The organism is Sphingopyxis sp., from assembly GCF_035565275.1.
Classification (GTDB): Bacteria; Pseudomonadota; Alphaproteobacteria; order Sphingomonadales; family Sphingomonadaceae; genus Sphingopyxis.
This window is the reverse complement of sequence record NZ_DATMST010000141.1, coordinates 1-4,237: the sequence shown is the minus strand read 5'-3', so window position 1 is coordinate 4,237 and position 4,237 is coordinate 1. Positions and strand designations below refer to the sequence as shown.

Annotated in this window: 4 protein-coding genes; all 4 read left to right on the top strand. The window is 67.2% G+C overall.

Annotated features, from left to right (window positions below; translation table 11 throughout):
- On the top strand, positions 1-753 hold a 753-nt coding region (locus VN047_RS09845), incomplete at its 5' end, for a 2OG-Fe(II) oxygenase family protein (protein WP_325542204.1).
- Positions 754-820: 67 nt separating this feature from the next.
- A complete protein-coding gene (locus VN047_RS09840) occupies positions 821-1,600 on the top strand; it encodes a cyclase family protein (protein ID WP_325542202.1) in 780 nt (259 codons plus the stop codon).
- 7 nt (positions 1,601-1,607) lie between these two features.
- The gene (locus VN047_RS09835; protein WP_325542200.1) at positions 1,608-3,731 is read left to right on the top strand and encodes an indolepyruvate ferredoxin oxidoreductase subunit alpha; all 2,124 of its coding nucleotides are present in this window, start codon (positions 1,608-1,610) and stop codon (positions 3,729-3,731) included.
- The coding region (locus VN047_RS09830; protein WP_325542198.1) for a 2-oxoacid:acceptor oxidoreductase family protein at positions 3,731-4,237 on the top strand (507 nt) is incomplete at its 3' end. The genes VN047_RS09835 and VN047_RS09830, both read left to right, overlap by 1 nt.

The window sequence follows — 4,237 nt, the reverse complement described above, 5'->3', positions numbered from 1 at the left end:
GAGTCGGCCCGCGCCCTCCTCATCCTCGACCGTCCCGCCGACGCGCTTCCGCGGATCGAGCACCGGCTCGCCGCCGATCCGGCGGACCAGCAGGCGCTCGCATTGCAAGGCATAATGTGGCGCCTGACCGGTGACGCGCGCGCAAAATGGCTGACCGATCCCGGGCTGATCGGCGCCGCCCGGCTCGCGCCCGGCAATGGCGACGTCGCCGGCTTCAACCGCCAGCTCGACCGTGCGCTGGGCGCGCTCCATATCGGCAGCCAACATCCGCTCGAACAGACGCTGCGCGGCGGCACCCAGACCGCCGACGATCTCTTCAGCCGCGATATCCCGGAGATCATGGCGGTGCGCGCGATGATCGAAGCGGGGGTCGACCGCTATATCGACGCGCTGCCGGCCGATCCCGCGCATCCGTTTCTGTGCCGCAAGGCGTCGGGCTTTGCCTTTTCGGGTTCATGGTCGGTCCGGTTGCGCAGCGGCGGCCACCACAAGAACCATATCCACCCGGAAGGCTGGATCAGCGCCGTCTATTATGTCGCGCTGCCCGAAGCGGTCGCCGACGGCGAGCAGGGCTGGCTGACATTCGGCGAGACCGGACTGAACCTTGGCGAACGCGAGGCCGTCCTTCGCTCCGTCCGCCCCGAACCCGGCCTGCTCGTCCTTTTTCCGTCCTATTTCTATCACGGGACGATCCCTTTCACCGACGAGGACCACCGCACCACCATCGCTTTCGACATCGTCCCGGCAGGTTGAGCGGCTCGTCAAATTACTTGCATATGCAAGTTTATCATTGCACATTCGATTTCGAGAGGAGTTCAGCATGGCCAATCAGATTCTTCAGCAGTTCGCCGCCGGGGTCGCTTCGGGTGCGATCCGCACGATCGACCTTACCCAGACGCTGTCGCCCGAAACACCGACGCTGGTCCTGCCACCCGAATTCGGCCAGTGCGCGGCGTTCAGCCAGGAGGAAATCTCGCGCTACGATGATCGCGGCGTCGCCTGGTACTGGAACAATTTCACCGTCAGCGAGCACACCGGCACGCATTTCGACGCGCCGATCCACTGGATCACCGGCAAGGACCTGCCAAACAATGCCGTCGATACGGTCGCACCTGCCGACTTCGTCGCCGAAGCCGTGGTCATCGACATTTCGGACAAGGCGGCCGCCGATCCCGATTATCTGCTCACCGTCGCCGACATCGAAGCGTGGGAGGCCGACCATGGCCGCATCCCGCCGCGCAGCTGGGTGATGCTCCGCACCGACTGGTCGAAGCGCGACGTCGATGCCTATACCAACCGCCGCGAGGACGGTGCGCACACGCCGGGTCCGTCGGCCGAGGCGGTGCAGTTCCTCGTCGACGAACGCGATGCCCATGGGCTGGGGGTCGAAACGATCGGGACCGACGCCGGGCAGGCGCATCTGCTCGACCCCGCCTATCCCGCGCACACCCTGTTCCACGCCGCGGGCCGCTACGGCCTGCAATGCCTCGAAAATCTCGACCAACTGCCGGCGACGGGCAGCGTGATCGTCGCCGCACCGCTCAAGATCAAGGGCGGCTCGGGCAGCCCCTTGCGCGTCCTCGCGCTCGTCGCGGACTGAGGCTGAGATGGCCGAGCGGTCGTTCAAGGCGGAGGTCGAGCAGCTCAGGCTCGGCGACGGCGAGATCTTCGAAGGCGAAGGCATTCTTGCGGTCACCAAGGCGCTGCTCCAGGCCGGGGTCGCCTATGTCGGCGGCTATCAGGGATCGCCGATCAGCCATTTGATGGACGTGTTCGCCGACGCGAGCGACCTGATGGCGGGGCTCGGCGTCCATTTCGAAAGCTCGGCGAGCGAGGCGACCGCCGCGGCGATGCTGGCGGCGTCGGTGAACTATCCGCTGCGCGGCGCGGTCGCGTGGAAATCGGTGGTCGGCACCAATGTCGCATCGGATGCCCTCTCGAACGTCGCGTCGGGCGGCGTGACCGGCGGCGCGCTGATCATCCTCGGCGAGGATTATGGCGAGGGCTCGTCGATCATGCAGGAGCGCACGCACGCCTTTGCGATGAAGTCGCAGATGTGGCTGCTCGACCCGCGGCCCAGCCTGCCGCTGATCGTCGACATGGTCGAAAAAGGGTTCGAGCTGTCCGAGGCGTCGAACACGCCGGTGATGCTCGAACTGCGCGTGCGCGCGTGTCACGTCACCGGCAGCTTCGTCGCGCGCGACAACCGGAGGCCGCCGATGACCGTCGCCGACGCCGCGGCGTCGCCGACGCGCGACACCAGCCGCATCGTCCTGCCGCCCGCCAATTTCCTGCACGAGGTCGAAAAGATCGAAAAGCGCTGGCCCGCCGGCATCGATTTCGTCAAACGGAACGGGCTCAACGAATATTTCGGTACAGAGCAGGACGAGATCGGCATCATCGTCCAGGGCGGGCTGTTCAATTCGCTCAACCGCGCGCTCGAACTGGTCAACCTGTCCGATGCGTTCGGCAACGCCGCGCTGCCGGTCTATGTCCTCAACGTCACCTATCCGCTGATCCCCGACGAGGTGCAGGCCTTTTGCGCCGGCAAGCGCGCGGTGCTCGTGGTGGAGGAAGGCCAGCCCGAGTTCATCGAGCACGAGCTCAACACGCTCGTCCGCCGCGCCGACCTCCAGACCCGCATCGTCGGCAAGGAGGTGCTTCCGCGCGCGGGCGAATATACCGCGGCGGTCATCAGGGACGGCATCGCGAAGTTCCTTCGCGCGCACGCCCCCGAGCGCGCACCGGCCGAGGAAGCAGCGCAGCCCCCCGCCCTGCCGCCGAGCGCAGTGCCGCAACGTCCGGCCGGTTTTTGCACCGGCTGCCCCGAACGCCCGATCTTTTCGGCGATGAAACTGGTGCAGAAGGACATCGGCGAACTCCACGTGTCGGCCGATATCGGCTGCCATCTCTTCTCGATCCTGCCGCCGTTCCACATCGGCAACACCACGATGGGCTATGGCCTCGGCACCGCGGGCGCATCGGCGTTCAAGCCCGAGGGCAAGCGTGCCGTCGCGATCATGGGTGACGGCGGATTCTGGCACAACGGGCTGACCTCGGGCATCGGCAACGCGGTCTTCAATCAGGACGACAATCTGACGATCATCGTCGACAACGGCTATTCGGCCGCGACCGGCGGTCAGGACATCCCCTCGTCGCGCGCAACACCGCCGCACCGCCAGACGAACAATCCGATCGAGCGCGCGGTGCGCGGGGTCGGCATCGCCTGGGCGCGGACACGCACGCGCACCTATGACGTCGCGGGGATGCGCGATGCGATCCGCGACGCGCTGACCACGCCCGAAAAGGGCCCCAAGGTGCTCGTCGCGCAGTCCGAATGCCAGCTCAATCGCCAGCGGCGCCTCAAGCCGCAACTCGCGAAGGCGATGAAGGCAGGCGAGCGCGTCGTGCGCGAGCGCTTCGGGGTTGATCCCGACACCTGCACGGGCGACCATAGCTGTATCCGCCTGTCGGGCTGCCCGTCGCTGACGATCCGCGCGAACCCCGACCCGCTGCGACAGGACCCCGTTGCGCATGTCGAAAACAGCTGCGTCGGCTGCGGCGTCTGCGGCGAGGTCAGCCACGCCGCCGTGCTCTGCCCCTCCTTCTACAAGGCGCAAATCATCGCGAACCCCAACGGGCGCGACCGCGTGCGCCAGCGGCTGCGCGGCTGGGTGATCGGCGCGCTCCAGAAGCGGTCGGCGCGCAAGCTTGCCGCGAGGGCGTTCTGATGCGCCGGCGCGAACGCATCACCATCGCCGTGCTCGGCCTCGGCGGTCAGGGCGGCGGCGTGCTCGCCGACTGGATCGTCCAGCTCGGCACGAAAAACGGCTATGTCGCGCAGGGCACGTCGGTCCCGGGCGTCGCGCAGCGCACCGGCGCGACGGTCTATTATATCGAGATGTTCCCCGCCGGGAGCGCAGCGCAGCCCGTGCTTGCGTTGATGCCGGTACCCGGCGACGTCGATATCGTCGTGGCGTCCGAACTGATGGAAGCGGGCCGCGCGATCCTGCGCGGCTTCGTGTCGCACGACACGCTGCTGATCGGCTCGACGCACCGCGTCTATGCCATCGATGAAAAGTCGGCGATGGGCGATGGCCGCGCCAGCGGCGAACGCATCATCGCGGCCGCGCACGAGCGTGCGGGCCGCTTCATCGGTTTCGACATGGATGCCGCCGCCGACCGGGCGGGCAGCGTGATCAGTTCGATCATGTTCGGCGCGCTCGCGGGCAGCGGC